The organism is Streptomyces sp. NPDC002467 (assembly GCF_042889825.1).
Taxonomy (GTDB): Bacteria; Actinomycetota; Actinomycetes; order Streptomycetales; family Streptomycetaceae; genus Streptomyces.
The window spans coordinates 139,215-153,207 of the sequence record NZ_JBIARJ010000009.1 but is presented as its reverse complement, the minus strand read 5'-3'; the positions used below and the strand labels follow the sequence as shown (position 1 = coordinate 153,207).

General features: G+C 70.4%; 13 protein-coding genes. 12 read left to right on the top strand and 1 reads right to left on the bottom strand.

The window, feature by feature from the left end:
- Window positions 1-245 precede the first annotated feature (245 nt).
- Window positions 246-746: a transcriptional regulator BldD gene (bldD, locus tag ACFYYJ_RS20280; protein WP_007263032.1), complete on the bottom strand. Its 501-nt coding sequence runs from the start codon at window positions 744-746 to the stop codon at window positions 246-248.
- A gap of 280 nt (window positions 747-1,026) precedes the next feature.
- On the opposite strand from bldD, the gene pyrR reads away from it, so the two are divergent.
- From pyrR to coaBC, 12 genes are all read left to right on the top strand, one after another.
- Complete coding sequence (gene pyrR, locus ACFYYJ_RS20275; protein ID WP_385128282.1) at window positions 1,027-1,599, top strand: bifunctional pyr operon transcriptional regulator/uracil phosphoribosyltransferase PyrR; 573 nt, start codon at window positions 1,027-1,029, stop codon at window positions 1,597-1,599.
- A 93-nt stretch (window positions 1,600-1,692) separates the two neighbouring features.
- Window positions 1,693-2,679, top strand: a complete 987-nt coding sequence (locus tag ACFYYJ_RS20270) for an aspartate carbamoyltransferase catalytic subunit (RefSeq protein WP_385128283.1) — start codon at window positions 1,693-1,695, stop codon at window positions 2,677-2,679.
- A gap of 2 nt (window positions 2,680-2,681) precedes the next feature.
- Window positions 2,682-3,968, top strand: a complete 1,287-nt coding sequence (locus ACFYYJ_RS20265) for a dihydroorotase (protein WP_389134192.1) — start codon at window positions 2,682-2,684, stop codon at window positions 3,966-3,968.
- Window positions 3,965-4,546 (top strand): hypothetical protein, encoded by a 582-nt coding sequence (locus ACFYYJ_RS20260; RefSeq protein WP_384593127.1) that lies wholly within the window; start codon window positions 3,965-3,967, stop codon window positions 4,544-4,546. The genes ACFYYJ_RS20265 and ACFYYJ_RS20260 overlap by 4 nt, the downstream gene beginning before the upstream one ends.
- Complete coding sequence (gene carA / locus ACFYYJ_RS20255; protein WP_385128284.1) at window positions 4,543-5,685, top strand: glutamine-hydrolyzing carbamoyl-phosphate synthase small subunit; 1,143 nt, start codon at window positions 4,543-4,545, stop codon at window positions 5,683-5,685. Before ACFYYJ_RS20260 ends, carA begins: the two co-directional genes overlap by 4 nt.
- Window positions 5,678-8,986, top strand: coding sequence for a carbamoyl-phosphate synthase large subunit (gene carB / locus ACFYYJ_RS20250; RefSeq protein WP_385128285.1), 3,309 nt, complete (start codon window positions 5,678-5,680; stop codon window positions 8,984-8,986). Before carA ends, carB begins: the two co-directional genes overlap by 8 nt.
- An 85-nt stretch (window positions 8,987-9,071) precedes the next feature.
- Window positions 9,072-10,181: a quinone-dependent dihydroorotate dehydrogenase gene (locus tag ACFYYJ_RS20245; protein ID WP_389134188.1), complete on the top strand. Its 1,110-nt coding sequence runs from the start codon at window positions 9,072-9,074 to the stop codon at window positions 10,179-10,181.
- On the top strand, window positions 10,178-11,023 hold the full coding sequence (gene pyrF / locus ACFYYJ_RS20240; protein ID WP_389134185.1) for an orotidine-5'-phosphate decarboxylase: 846 nt from the start codon (window positions 10,178-10,180) through the stop codon (window positions 11,021-11,023). Before ACFYYJ_RS20245 ends, pyrF begins: the two co-directional genes overlap by 4 nt.
- Before the next feature lie 289 nt (window positions 11,024-11,312).
- Window positions 11,313-11,636: an integration host factor gene (locus ACFYYJ_RS20235; protein WP_030008746.1), complete on the top strand. Its 324-nt coding sequence runs from the start codon at window positions 11,313-11,315 to the stop codon at window positions 11,634-11,636.
- 61 nt (window positions 11,637-11,697) lie between these two features.
- Window positions 11,698-12,261, top strand: a complete 564-nt coding sequence (gmk, locus tag ACFYYJ_RS20230; RefSeq protein WP_376662360.1) for a guanylate kinase — start codon at window positions 11,698-11,700, stop codon at window positions 12,259-12,261.
- A 65-nt stretch (window positions 12,262-12,326) separates the two neighbouring features.
- A complete protein-coding gene (gene rpoZ, locus ACFYYJ_RS20225) occupies window positions 12,327-12,599 on the top strand; it encodes a DNA-directed RNA polymerase subunit omega (protein WP_004948662.1) in 273 nt (90 codons plus the stop codon).
- A gap of 107 nt (window positions 12,600-12,706) precedes the next feature.
- Complete coding sequence (gene coaBC, locus ACFYYJ_RS20220) at window positions 12,707-13,930, top strand: bifunctional phosphopantothenoylcysteine decarboxylase/phosphopantothenate--cysteine ligase CoaBC (RefSeq protein WP_389134180.1); 1,224 nt, start codon at window positions 12,707-12,709, stop codon at window positions 13,928-13,930.
- The last annotated feature ends 63 nt before the right edge of the window (window positions 13,931-13,993 follow it).

The window sequence follows — 13,993 nt, the reverse complement described above, 5'->3', positions numbered from 1 at the left end:
CCGCGGGGCCCCCGGGGGGGGGGGCCGCCCCGCCCCCCCCCGCCCCGCGGGGGGGGGGGGGGCCCCCCCCCCCGGGGGGGGGGGGGGGGGCGCCGGGGGGGGGGCCGGCCCCCCCCCCCCCCCCCCCTCCGCTTTTCGCCGCTCGGGACGTGCCTCGTGGCGGCGGGGACGCGAAACGGCGGGTGCCGGGAGCCTCTCGGACTCCCGGCACCCGCCGGTAAACGTTTCTTCTGGGGCCTGACGGACTAGATGTCCTCGTGGGCCACCGCACGACGGGCATCCGCGTCCAGGACGCCCCAGCTGATCAGCTGCTCGGTCAGGACCGAGGGGGACTGGTCGTAGATGACGGCCAGGGTGCGAAGGTCGTCCTGGCGGATCGACAGCACCTTGCCGTTGTAGTCGCCGCGCTGGCTCTGGATGGTGGCCGCGTAACGCTGGAGCGGGCCGGCCTTCTCGGCGGGCACGCCCGCCAGGCGCTCCAGGTCCAGACGCAGCTTCGGCGGCGGCTCGGCGGCCCCGCCGGGAGTGGTGCCAGGCAGCAGTTCCTGCACCGGAACCCCGTAGAAGTCCGCCAGCTCGGCAAGGCGCTGGACGGTCACGGCGCGGTCCCCGCGCTCGTAGGAACCGACCACCACGGCCTTCCACCGGCCCTGCGACTTCTCCTCGACACCATGGAGGGAGAGGCCCTGCTGGGTGCGGATGGCGCGGAGCTTGGCCCCGAGCTGTTTGGCGTATTCGCTGGACATAACGCTCCCGGACGCTGTGACGCTGTGACGATATGGACAACGCGACCAATTGCGGCTCCGCCGCGCGGTTGGTAACTCACTGTGAGGTTACGCAGCGTTACTTGGGTGCGTCAAGCCGAATGGTCTCCATCGCCCCCTTAAGAGGAGCCCCAGGAGCCCCGTGCGCGCTCCCGCGCACCAGCCCGGTGCCCGTTCACCGCCGAGCCCCTGGTACCGTGTGAGACGTACATCAGACGTCCTTTAAGGTCCGTCCCGTGAGGCGGAGAAGGAGGTCCTTTTCATGGACGCTCAGAACGATGACGTCATGCGCCCCGTGCTGGACGCGCAGGACATCGCCCGGGTCCTGACCCGCATCGCCCACGAGATCGTCGAACGCGCCAAGGGCGCCGGCGACGTGGTGCTCCTCGGCATTCCCACCCGCGGTGTCTTCCTCGCCCGCCGGCTGGCCGCCAAGCTCGAAGAGATCACCGGCACGAAGATCCCGGTCGGATCGCTCGACATCACCATGTACCGCGACGACCTGCGGATGAAGCCCGCCCGCGCGATCGGTCGCACCGAGATCCCCGGCGACGACATCGACGGACGCCTCGTCGTCCTCGTCGACGACGTCCTCTTCTCCGGCCGCACCATCCGCGCCGCCCTCGACGCGCTCGGCGACCTCGGCCGCCCCCGCGCCGTGCAGCTCGCCGTCCTCGTCGACCGCGGCCACCGCGAACTTCCGATCCGCGCCGACTACGTCGGCAAGAACCTCCCCACGTCGCTGCGGGAGATCGTCAAGGTCCAGCTCCAGGAGGAGGACGGCCGTGACGCCGTGCTGCTCGGCCAGCGGACCGCCCAGGCAGCCGGGCACTAGCCCGTACGAGCGGACGGGCCCCGGACGGGGCCCGCGCCGCAGCCTGCCCTGCTCGAACCCCAGCCTGCCCTCCTGACCTACGGAGCCATCCAGATGAAGCGCCATCTCATCTCGGCCGCCGATCTCACGCGCGACGACGCCGTCCTGATCCTCGACACCGCCGAGGAGATGGCACGCGTCGCGGACCGGCCGATAAAGAAGCTGCCCACCCTGCGCGGCCTGACCGTCGTCAACCTCTTCTTCGAGGACTCGACGCGCACGCGGATCTCCTTCGAGGCCGCCGCCAAGCGGCTGTCCGCCGACGTCATCAACTTCTCCGCGAAGGGTTCCTCGGTTTCCAAGGGCGAATCCCTGAAGGACACCGCGCTGACCCTGGAGGCCATGGGCGCCGACGCGGTCGTCATCCGCCACCACGCCTCCGGCGCGCCCTACCGCCTCGCGACCTCCGGCTGGATCGACTCCGCCGTGATCAACGCGGGCGACGGCACCCACGAGCACCCCACCCAGGCCCTGCTGGACGCCTTCACCATGCGCCGCCGCCTCGTCGGCCGCGACGCGGGCCTCGGCAAGGACCTGAACGGCCGCCGGATCACCATCGTCGGCGACGTCCTGCACAGCCGCGTGGCCCGCTCCAACGTCCAGCTGCTGCACACCCTCGGCGCCGAGGTCACCGTCGTGGCCCCGCCGACCCTGGTCCCCATCGGCGTCGAGAGCTGGCCCTGCGAGGTCTCGTACAGCCTCGACGACGTGCTGCCGAAGTCCGACGCTGTGATGATGCTGCGTGTGCAGCGCGAACGCATGAACGCCGCCTTCTTCCCGACCGAGCGCGAGTACTCCCGCCGGTACGGGCTCGACGGCGACCGCATGGCGAAGATGCCCGAGCATGCCATCGTGATGCACCCCGGCCCGATGAACCGCGGCATGGAGATCACCGCCGAGGTCGCCGACTCCGACCGCTGCACGGCCGTCGAGCAGGTCGCGAACGGCGTCTCCACGCGGATGGCCGTCCTGTACCTGCTGCTCGGAGGCTCCGAGCCCGCCGTCACCACCACCGCCGCCCGTACCGAGGAGACCAAGTAACCATGAGCAAGATCCTTATCCGCGGCGCGAAGGTACTCGGTGGCGAGGCGCAGGACGTCCTGATCGACGGCGAGACCATCGCGGAGGTCGGCACCGGGCTGTCCGCCGAGGGCGCGACCGTCATCCAGGCCGAGGGCCAGGTCCTCCTCCCGGGCCTCGTCGACCTGCACACCCACCTGCGCGAGCCCGGCCGCGAGGACTCCGAGACCGTCCTCACCGGCACCCGTGCCGCCGCGAGCGGCGGCTACACCGCCGTCTTCGCCATGGCGAACACCTTCCCCGTCGCCGACACCGCCGGCGTCGTCGAGCAGGTCTGGCGCCTGGGCAAGGAGTCCGGCTACTGCGACGTGCAGCCCATCGGCGCCGTCACCGTCGGCCTGGAGGGCAAGCAGCTCTCCGAGCTGGGCGCCATGCACGACTCCGCCGCCCGCGTCACCGTCTTCTCCGACGACGGCAAGTGCGTGGACGACGCCGTCATCATGCGCCGCGCCCTGGAGTACGTGAAGGCCTTCGGCGGCGTCGTCGCCCAGCACGCCCAGGAGCCCCGCCTCACCGAGGGCGCCCAGATGAACGAGGGCGTCGTCTCCGCCGAGCTGGGTCTGGGCGGCTGGCCGGCCGTCGCCGAGGAGTCGATCATCGCCCGCGACGTCCTCCTCGCCGAGCACGTCGGCTCCCGCGTCCACATCTGCCACCTCTCCACCGCCGGCTCCGTCGAGATCGTCCGCTGGGCCAAGTCCCGCGGCATCGACGTGACCGCCGAGGTCACCCCGCACCACCTCCTCCTCACCGACGAGCTCGTGCGCTCGTACAACGCGGTCTACAAGGTCAACCCGCCGCTGCGCACCGAGAAGGACGTCCTGGCCCTGCGCGAGGCGCTCGCCGACGGCACGATCGACATCGTCGCCACCGACCACGCCCCGCACCCGCACGAGGACAAGGACTGCGAGTGGGCCGCCGCCGCCATGGGCATGGTGGGCCTGGAGACCGCGCTCTCCGTCGTCCAGCAGACGATGGTGGAGACCGGGCTGCTCGACTGGGAGGGGGTCGCCGACCGCATGTCCTTCGCCCCGGCCCGGATCGGCGGCCTGGAGAACCACGGCCGTCCCGTCTCGGCAGGTGAACCCGCGAACCTGACCTTGGTCGATACCTCGTACCGTGGTGTCGTGGACCCCGCACACTTCGCCTCCCGCAGCCGCAACACGCCTTACAAGGGCCGTGAGCTGCCGGGTCGCGTCACTCACACCTTCCTGCGGGGCCGGGCAACGGTCGTGGACGGGACGCTGGCGTGACACCTGCAGTAATCCAACTGGCCGCCGAGGCCGCAGAACGGCAGTCGGCGGAGGTGACCAGCTTCGGTGCCCGCATGGCGTGGGTCGTCGGTCTGGCCGTCTTCGTCGCCTTCGTGTACTGGCTGATGCGGCAAGGCTGGAAATGGCGAGGAGCCCTGCAGAACGACCTGCCGGAGCTCCCCGCCGCCCCCGACGGTCTCCCCGAGCACCGGCTGGCCCTGACCGGCCGGTACCACGGGTCCACCACCGCCGGACAGTGGCTCGACCGGATCGTCGCCCACGGCCTGGGCGTCCGCAGCCGGGTGGAGCTCACGCTCACCGACGCGGGCCTCGACGTGGTCCGACCGGGTGCCAACGACTTCTTCGTACCGGCCGCGCAACTGCGCGGCGCCCGCCTCGACAAGGGAATCGCGGGCAAGGTACTCACCGAGGGCGGCCTGCTCGTCGTCACATGGGCGCACGGCGACAAGCTGATCGACTCCGGATTCCGCTCCGACCGTGCGGCCGAACACGCCGCCTGGGTCGAAGCCATCAATGACATGAACCAATCCATCACGACGGAAGGCGCCGAACGATGACGACCTCCACCAGGGGAGCAGACAAAACTCCCGCCGTACTCGTCCTGGAGGACGGTCGGATCTTCCGGGGCCGCGCCTACGGCGCCCACGGGGAGACCTTCGGTGAGGCCGTGTTCTCCACCGGCATGACCGGCTACCAGGAGACCCTCACCGACCCGTCGTACCACCGACAGGTCGTCGTGATGACCGCCCCGCACGTGGGCAACACCGGCGTCAACGACGAAGACCCCGAGTCCTCCCGCATCTGGGTGTCCGGCTACGTCGTGCGCGACCCCGCGCGCGTGCCCTCCAACTGGCGCTCCCGGCGCTCGCTGGACGAGGAGCTCGTCCACCAGGGCGTCGTCGGCATCAGCGGCGTCGACACCCGCGCGCTCACCCGCCACCTGCGCGAGCGCGGCGCCATGCGCGTCGGCATCTTCTCCGGCAACGCGGTCGCCGACGACGGCACCCTCCTCGCGAAGGTCCGCCAGGCCCCCGAGATGAAGGGCGCGAACCTCTCCGCCGAGGTCGCCACCAAGGAGACCTACGTCGTCCCCGCCATCGGTGAGAAGAAGTTCACCGTGGCCGCCGTCGACCTGGGCATCAAGGGCATGACCCCGCACCGGATGGCCGAGCGCGGCATCGAGGTCCACGTGCTGCCCGCCACCGCCACCGTCGAGGACGTGTACGCGGTCAACCCGGACGGCGTCTTCTTCTCCAACGGCCCGGGCGACCCGGCCACCGCCGAGCACGCGGTCTCCGTCATGCAGGGCGTCCTCGCCCGCAAGACCCCGCTCTTCGGCATCTGCTTCGGCAACCAGATCCTGGGCCGCGCCCTCGGCTTCGGCACCTACAAGCTGAAGTACGGCCACCGCGGCATCAACCAGCCCGTCCAGGACCGCACCACGGGCAAGGTCGAGATCACCGCGCACAACCACGGCTTCGCCGTCGACGCGCCCCTCGACAAGGTCTCCGAGACCGCCTACGGCCGCGCAGAGGTCTCCCACGTCTGCCTGAACGACAACGTCGTGGAAGGCCTCCAGCTGCTCGACCAGCCGGCCTTCTCCGTCCAGTACCACCCCGAGGCTGCCGCCGGCCCGCACGACGCCGCGTACCTCTTCGACCGCTTCACCGCCCTGATGGAGGCCGATCGTGCCTAAGCGCACCGATATCCAGTCCGTCCTGGTCATCGGCTCCGGCCCGATCGTCATCGGACAGGCCGCCGAGTTCGACTACTCCGGCACCCAGGCCTGCCGCGTCCTCAAGGCCGAGGGCCTGCGCGTCATCCTGGTGAACTCCAACCCGGCGACGATCATGACCGACCCGGAGATCGCCGACGCCACGTACGTCGAGCCGATCACCCCCGAGTTCGTCGAGAAGATCATCGCCAAGGAGCGCCCCGACGCGCTGCTCCCGACCCTCGGCGGCCAGACCGCGCTCAACACCGCCATCTCCATGCACGAGCAGGGTGTGCTGGAGAAGTACAACGTCGAGCTCATCGGCGCCAACGTCGAGGCCATCAACAAGGGCGAGGACCGCGACCTCTTCAAGGGCGTCGTCGAGGCCGTCAACGCCAAGATCGGCCACGGCGAGTCCGCCCGCTCGGTCATCTGCCACTCGATGGACGACGTCATCGCCGGCGTCGACACCCTCGGCGGCTACCCGGTCGTCGTGCGCCCCTCCTTCACCATGGGCGGCGCCGGCTCCGGCTTCGCACACGACGAGGAAGAGCTGCGCCGCATCGCCGGCCAGGGCCTCACGCTCTCCCCGACCACCGAGGTGCTCCTGGAGGAGTCCATCCTCGGCTGGAAGGAGTACGAGCTGGAGCTGATGCGCGACACCAAGGACAACGTGGTCGTCGTCTGCTCCATCGAGAACTTCGACCCGATGGGCGTCCACACCGGTGACTCGATCACCGTCGCCCCGGCGATGACGCTCACCGACCGCGAGTACCAGCGGCTGCGCGACATCGGCATCGCGATCATCCGCGAGGTCGGCGTCGACACCGGCGGCTGCAACATCCAGTTCGCGATCGACCCGGTCGACGGCCGCGTCATCGTCATCGAGATGAACCCGCGCGTCTCCCGCTCCTCGGCGCTCGCGTCGAAGGCCACCGGCTTCCCGATCGCCAAGATCGCCGCCAAGCTGGCCATCGGCTACACGCTCGACGAGGTCCCCAACGACATCACCGAGAAGACGCCGGCCTCCTTCGAGCCGACCCTCGACTACGTCGTCGTCAAGGCCCCGCGCTTCGCCTTCGAGAAGTTCCCGGCCGCCGACGCCACCCTCACCACCACCATGAAGTCGGTGGGCGAGGCCATGGCCATCGGCCGCAACTTCACCGAGGCCCTCCAGAAGGCCCTGCGCTCCCTGGAGAAGAAGGGCTCGCAGTTCACCTTCGTCGGCCCCGTCGGCGACAAGGCGGAGCTCCTCGCCACCGCGGTCCGCCCGACCGACGGCCGCATCAACACCGTCATGCAGGCCATCCGCGCCGGCGCCACCCAGGAAGAGGTCTTCGAGTCCACGAAGATCGACCCCTGGTTCGTCGACCAGCTCTTCCTGATCAAGGAGATCGCCGACGAGCTGGCCGCCGCCGAGAAGCTCTACCCCGAGCTGCTCGCCGACGCCAAGCGCCACGGCTTCTCCGACGCCCAGATCGCCGAGATCCGCGGCCTGCGCGAGGACGTCGTCCGCGAGGTCCGCCACGCGCTGGGCATCCGCCCGGTCTACAAGACGGTCGACACCTGCGCCGCCGAGTTCGCCGCGAAGACCCCGTACTTCTACTCGTCCTACGACGAGGAGTCCGAGGTCGCCCCGCGCGAGAAGCCCGCGGTGATCATCCTGGGCTCCGGCCCGAACCGCATCGGCCAGGGCATCGAGTTCGACTACTCCTGCGTCCACGCCTCCTTCGCGCTCAGCGACGCGGGCTACGAGACCGTGATGGTCAACTGCAACCCGGAGACCGTCTCCACCGACTACGACACCTCCGACCGCCTGTACTTCGAGCCGCTCACGCTCGAAGACGTGCTGGAGATCGTCCACGCCGAGTCCCTCGCGGGCCCGATCGCGGGCGTCGTCGTACAGCTCGGCGGCCAGACCCCGCTGGGTCTCGCCCAGGCCCTCAAGGACAACGGCGTCCCCGTCGTCGGCACCTCCCCGGAGGCCATCCACGCCGCCGAGGACCGCGGCGCCTTCGGCCAGGTCCTCGCCGACGCCGGCCTGCCCGCCCCCAAGCACGGCACCGCGACCACCTTCGCGGGCGCCAAGGCGATCGCCGACGAGATCGGCTACCCGGTCCTCGTCCGCCCGTCCTACGTGCTCGGCGGCCGCGGCATGGAGATCGTCTACGACGAGGCCCGCCTGGAGTCGTACATCGCCGAGTCCACCGAGATCAGCCCCACCCGGCCGGTCCTGGTCGACCGCTTCCTCGACGACGCCATCGAGATCGACGTCGACGCCCTCTACGACGGCCACGAGCTCTACCTCGGCGGCGTCATGGAGCACATCGAGGAAGCCGGCATCCACTCCGGCGACTCGGCCTGCGCCCTGCCCCCGATCACCCTCGGCGGCCACGACATCAAGCGCCTGCGCGCCTCCACCGAGGCCATCGCCAAGGGTGTCGGCGTGCGCGGCCTGATCAACATCCAGTTCGCGATGGCCGGTGACATCCTCTACGTCCTGGAGGCCAACCCGCGCGCTTCCCGGACCGTCCCCTTCACCTCGAAGGCGACCGCCGTCCCGCTCGCGAAGGCCGCCGCCCGCATCTCGCTCGGCACCACCATCGCCGAGCTGCGCGCCGAAGGCCTGCTGCCGAAGACCGGCGACGGCGGCACCCTGCCGATCGACGCGCCGATCTCCGTCAAGGAGGCCGTCATGCCGTGGTCGCGCTTCCGCGACATCCACGGCCGCGGCGTGGACACCGTCCTCGGCCCGGAGATGCGCTCCACCGGCGAGGTCATGGGCATCGACGCCGTCTTCGGCACCGCCTACGCCAAGTCCCAGGCCGGCGCCTACGGCCCGCTGCCCACCAAGGGCCGCGCGTTCATCTCCGTCGCCAACCGCGACAAGCGCTCGATGATCTTCCCGGCGCGCGAGCTCGTCGCCCACGGCTTCGAGCTGCTCGCCACCTCCGGCACCGCCGAGGTGCTGCGCCGCAACGGCATCAACGCCACCGTGGTGCGCAAGCTCAGCGAGGGCGAGGGCCCGAACGGCGAGAAGACCATCGTCCAGCTCATCCACGACGGCCAGGTCGACCTGATCGTCAACACCCCGTACGGCACCGGCGGCCGCCTCGACGGCTACGAGATCCGCACGGCGGCCGTGGCGCGCAGCGTCCCGTGCCTGACCACGGTCCAGGCGCTCGCCGCGGCCGTCCAGGGCATCGACGCGCTGAACCACGGTGACGTGGGCGTCCGCTCGCTCCAGGAGCACGCGGAACACCTGACCGCGGCCCGCGACTAGCAGCCCGTACCAGGGAGGGGGACACCGGATTCGCGAGAGCGAGGGGTGTCCCCCTTCCCATGAGCGCAGAGGGATTTCTCGGACGATGTACAAACTGTTCTTCAACCTGGTCTTCAAGCGGATGGACCCCGAGCAGGCCCACTACATGGCCTTCCGCTGGATCCGCCTCGCCGCCCGCACCCCGGTGCTGCGCACCTTCGTCGCGGCCGCCCTCGCACCGCGATACGAGGAACTGCGCACCGAGGCCCTCGGCCTGCGGATGCACGGTCCCTTCGGGCTCGCGGCCGGCTTCGACAAGAACGCCGTCGCCATCGACGGCATGTCGATGCTCGGCTTCGACCACATCGAGATCGGCACCGTCACCGCCCAGGCCCAGCCCGGCAACCCCAAGAAGCGCCTCTTCCGGCTCGTGCCGGACCGCGCGCTGATCAACCGGATGGGCTTCAACAACGAGGGCTCGGCGGCCGTGGCGGAGCGCCTGGCGGCCCGCAACCCCGTCTTCAAGACGGTGGTCGGCGTCAACATCGGCAAGACCAAGGTCGTGCCCGAGGAGGAGGCGGTCGGCGACTACGTGACCTCCACCGAGCGCCTGGCCCGCCACGCCGACTACCTCGTGGTGAACGTCTCCTCGCCGAACACGCCCGGCCTGCGCAACCTCCAGGCGACCGAGTCGCTGCGCCCGCTGCTGACCGCCGTACGGGAAGCCGCCGACCGGGTCGTCACCGACCGTCGGGTCCCGCTGCTGGTCAAGATCGCCCCGGACCTCGCGGACGAGGACGTCGACGCCGTCGCCGACCTCGCCCTGGAGCTGGGCCTGGACGGCATCATCGCGACCAACACCACGATCGCCCGCGAGGGCCTCGGGCTGAAGTCCTCGCCGTCCCTGGTGAAGGAGACCGGCGGCCTGTCCGGCGCACCCGTCAAGGAGCGCTCCCTGGAGGTCCTGAGGCGCCTGTACGCCCGCGTGGGCGACCGGATCGTGCTGGTGGGCGTCGGGGGCATCGAGAACGCCGAGGACGCCTGGCAGCGGATCCTGGCGGGCGCGACCCTGATCCAGGGCTACAGCGCCTTCATCTACGAGGGCCCCTTCTACGCCCGCGCCATCCACAAGGGCCTGGCCGCGCGCCTGGCCACCAGCCCGTACGCGACGCTCGCCGAAGCGGTGGGCGCGGAGACCCGAAAGGCCGCGAAGTGAGCCCTGTGACCCCCTTCGGCACCCGCCTCCGCGAGGCGATGGACACCCGCGGCCCGCTGTGCGTGGGCATCGACCCGCACGCCGAGCTGCTGGAGCAGTGGGGCCTGTCGGACGACATCGCGGGCCTGGAGCGGTTCTCGCGCACCGTCGTCGAGGCGCTGGCCGACTCGGTGGCGGTCTTCAAGCCGCAGGCGGCCTTCTTCGAGCGGTTCGGCTCGCGGGGCGTCGCGGTGCTGGAGCGGACCGTGGCCGACGCCCGCGCGGCCGGCACGCTGGTCGTCATGGACGCCAAGCGGGGCGACATCGGCTCGACCATGGCGGCCTACGCCTCGGCCTTCCTGGACCCCGCCTCGCCGCTCTTCTCCGACGCGCTGACGGTCTCCCCGTACCTGGGCTACGGCTCGCTCCGGCCGGCGGTCTCGCTGGCGCGGGAGTCCGGCGCGGGCCTGTTCGTCCTGGCCCTGACCTCGAACCCGGAGGGAGCCGAGGTCCAGCGCGCGGTCCGCGAGGACGGCCGCTCGATCGGCGCGACGATGCTGGCGCACCTGGCGGCGGAGAACGAGGGCGCCGAGCCGATGGGCTCCTTCGGAGCGGTCGTGGGCGCCACGTTGGGGGACCTGTCCTCCTTCGACCTGGACATCAACGGGCCGCTGCTGGCGCCCGGCCTGGGCGCGCAGGGCGCGACCGCGGCGGACCTGCGACACGTCTTCGGCGCGGCCGTGCGCAACGTCGTGCCGAACGTGTCGCGGGGCGTGCTGAAGCACGGACCCGACGTGACGGCCCTGCGCGCGAGCGCGGCCGCCTTCGCGGACGAGATCCGCGAGGCCGTCGCCGGGTCCTGAGGCCCCGGCGAGGGCCCGCCGGCCGGGCTCGTCGCACGTCTTGACGAAAATCGAACGGTCTTCATCGGACAAAACCGGGGTGTTATGTCCTTGATGTACGGTTCAGTGGAGGCTGACCAGGACTTTTCGTCCGTTCTCGCTGACTCAGGCGGCCTTGGCCGCTAGTCTCCGAGCAGAGTGAACGTGCAGCGAACGAGCAAGACCGCTGTTCGGGAGCTCGCCTGGTGTGGTGCCCTCGGGTTACCCACTGGTCCGTATCCGACAGTTCGACATCCGAGGTGACGTAGGCGTGGCTCTTCCGCCCCTTACCCCTGAACAGCGCGCAGCCGCGCTCGAAAAGGCCGCCGCGGCTCGCCGGGAGCGGGCCGAGGTCAAGAATCGACTCAAGCACTCCGGCGCCTCCCTCCAGGAGGTCATCAAGACGGGGCAGGAGAACGACGTCATCGGCAAGATGAAGGTCTCCGCCCTGCTGGAGTCCCTTCCCGGCGTGGGCAAGGTCCGCGCCAAGCAGATCATGGAGCGCCTCGGCATCTCCGAGTCGCGACGTGTCCGAGGTCTCGGCTCCAACCAGATCGCCTCTCTGGAGCGCGAGTTCGGCAGCACCGGCGCCTGAGGCGTCGCCTGAAGTTCTCCCGGCGTTCTCAGGCAGTCCCGAGAACCTGGATAATCGCTCTATGGCAGCAGAGGTTCGTCCGCGGCTGACCGTGCTCTCCGGCCCTTCGGGGGTCGGCAAGAGCACGGTCGTCGCGCATATGCGCAAGGTCCACCCCGAGGTCTGGCTCTCGGTGTCGGCCACCACCCGCAAGCCGCGGCCCGGTGAGCGACACGGAGTCCAGTACTTCTTCGTCAACGACGACGAGTTCGACAAGCTGATCGCCAACGGCGAGCTGCTGGAGTGGGCCGAGTTCGCGGGCAACCGCTACGGCACACCCCGCGGCGCGGTGCTGGAACGCCTGGACAACGGCGAGCCGGTACTGCTGGAGATCGATCTCCAGGGCGCACGACTCGTCCGCGAGTCGATGCCCGAGGCCCAGCTGGTCTTCCTGGCCCCGCCGAGCTGGGACGAGCTGGTGCGCCGGCTCACCGGTCGGGGCACCGAATCGCCCGAGGTGATCGAGCGCAGGCTCGACACCGCCAAGATCGAACTGGCTGCCGAGTCCGAGTTCGACACCACCCTGGTCAACACCTCCGTCGAGGACGTGGCGCGTGAGCTGCTAGCCTTGATGGAAGTTGTCTGATCGTTGGTCGATTTTTCACAATCGATCAATGTTTGATCTTTCACCCATTCTTCGGAAGGTAGAGCGTGTCCTCTTCCATCACCGCGCCCGAGGGCATCATCAACCCGCCGATCGACGAGTTGCTCGAGGCCACGGACTCGAAGTACAGCCTCGTGATCTACGCGGCCAAGCGCGCGCGTCAGATCAACGCGTACTACTCGCAGCTCGGTGAGGGCCTGCTGGAGTACGTCGGCCCGCTGGTGGACACCCACGTCCACGAGAAGCCGCTCTCGATCGCACTGCGCGAGATCAACGCGGGTCTGCTGACCTCCGAGGCCATCGAGGCCCCGGCCCAGTAAGGCACGACATCATCACCACAGGCCCGGCAGCACGGCTGCCGGGCCTGTGGTGTGTCATAGGTACGACTGTGTCGTGGGTACAGACGCAACCGATCACGGGAGAAGCAGTGGACAAGCCGAAGGTCGTGCTGGGGGTCAGCGGCGGGATCGCCGCCTACAAGGCGTGCGAGCTGCTCCGCCGGCTGACCGAGTCCGGGCACGACGTGCGCGTGGTGCCCACGGCGGCGTCGCTGAACTTCGTCGGCGAGGCCACCTGGGCCGCCCTGTCCGGGAACCCGGCCTCCACCGAGGTGTGGGAATCCGTCCACGAGGTCCCGCACGTGCGCATCGGGCAGGGCGCCGACCTCGTCGTCGTCGCTCCGGCCACCGCCGACATGCTGGCCAAGGCCGCCCACGGGCTCGCGGACGACCTGCTCACCAACACCCTGCTCACCGCCCGCTGCCCGGTGGTCTTCGCCCCCGCCATGCACACCGAGATGTGGGAGCACCCGGCCACGCAGGAGAACGTGGCCGCGCTGCGCCGGCGCGGAGCGGTCGTCATCGAGCCCGCCGTCGGCCGGCTCACCGGCAAGGACACCGGCAAGGGGCGGCTGCCCGACCCCGAGGAGATCTTCGAGGTGTGCCGCCAGGTCCTGCGCAGGGGCGCCACGGCCGAGCGGGATCTCGCCGGCCGCCACGTGGTCGTCAGCGCGGGCGGCACGCGGGAGCCGCTCGACCCGGTGCGCTTCCTCGGCAACCGCTCCTCCGGCAAGCAGGGGTACGCCCTCGCCCGCACCGCCGTCGCCCGCGGGGCCCGGGTCACCCTGGTCGCCGCGAACACCGCCCTCGCCGACCCGGCCGGGGTGGACGTCGTACGCGTCGGGACCGCCGTCCAGCTCCGGGAGGCGGTGCTCAAGGCCGCCGCGGAGGCCGACGCGGTGGTGATGGCCGCGGCGGTGGCCGACTTCCGGCCCGCCGAGTACGCCGGCGGCAAGATCAAGAAGAAGGACGGGGAGGACCCCGCGCCCGTGGCCCTCGTACGGAACCCCGACGTCCTCGCGGAGGTCTCGGCGGACCGGGCCCGCGAGGGACAGGTCGTGGTGGGCTTCGCCGCCGAGACCGACGACGTCCTGGCCAACGGGCGCGCCAAGCTCCGGCGCAAGGGATGTGATCTTCTCGTCGTCAACGAGGTCGGCGAGGCGAAGACCTTTGGTTCGGAGGAGAACGAAGCCGTGGTCCTGGGTTCCGACGGATCAGAGCTCCAGGTCCCCTACGGTCCCAAGGAAGTGCTGGCCGACGTCATTTGGGATCAGGTCGCGGGCCGACTCCCGGCCCGGCGCGCCCTGGGTTGATCCCTTCTCCTCGCTCCGCCGGTGGGTCAGAATGGAGTGCCGCAGCTCACACGGCTCCCATAA